Genomic DNA, 795 nt, shown 5'->3' with positions numbered 1-795 from the left:
GCACGGCCGAGGTCGCCACCGACCCGATGCCGCCCAACGCCTCGGACGGCTTCATTATCCTGAAGCCCCAGAAGGAGTGGCCCAAGGACGTCGCCAACAAGGCCAAGGTCGTCGAGCGCATCGAGGGCAAGGTCTCGCCGTTGCTGGGCAACAGCTTCGAAGTCACCCAGCCGATCCAGATGCGCTTCAACGAGCTGATCGCCGGCGTGCGTGGCGACGTCGCCATCAAGCTCTACGGCGACGATCTGGACAAGATGAGCGCCACGGCCGCCAAGATCGGCGCGGTCCTGCAGTCGATCCAAGGCGCCGAGGGTGTCCGTGTCGAACAGGTCGGCGGGGCCCCGACCCTGGACGTCAAGTTCGACCGCGCCGCCATCGCCCGCTTTGGGCTCAGCATCGACCAGGTGGCCGACACCGTGGCCACGGCCATGGGCGGTCGCCAGGCCGGCGACGTCTTCGAGGGTGATCGCCGCTTCGACATCACCGTCCGCGTGCCGATGACCCAGCGCAACGACCTCGATGCCCTGGGCGCTCTACCGGTCATGCTGCCGGCCGGCGAGAACGGCCTGCAACGGTCGGTGCCGCTGCGGGAGCTGGTGCAGTTCCGCTTATCGGATGGTCTGAACCAGATCAGCCGCGAAGACGGCAAGCGCCGGGTGGTTATCCAGGTCAACGTTCGTGGCCGCGACATCGGCTCGTTCGTCACCGAAGCCCGCAGCAAGGTCGACGCCGTCCAGCTGCCGACCGGCTACTGGCTGACCTGGGGCGGCCAGTTCGAGAACCTGAAGGCCGCCA

General features: G+C 67.4%; 1 protein-coding gene. It reads left to right on the top strand.

Annotation, left to right across the window (positions count from 1 at the left end):
- On the top strand, window positions 1–795 hold a 795-nt coding region (locus tag AX690_RS19110), incomplete at both ends, for an efflux RND transporter permease subunit (RefSeq protein WP_197426913.1).

Origin of the sequence: Caulobacter sp. CCH9-E1 (assembly GCF_001556515.1) — a bacterium.
Classification (GTDB): Bacteria; Pseudomonadota; Alphaproteobacteria; order Caulobacterales; family Caulobacteraceae; genus Caulobacter.
This window is presented reverse-complemented; position numbering and strand designations above follow the sequence as displayed.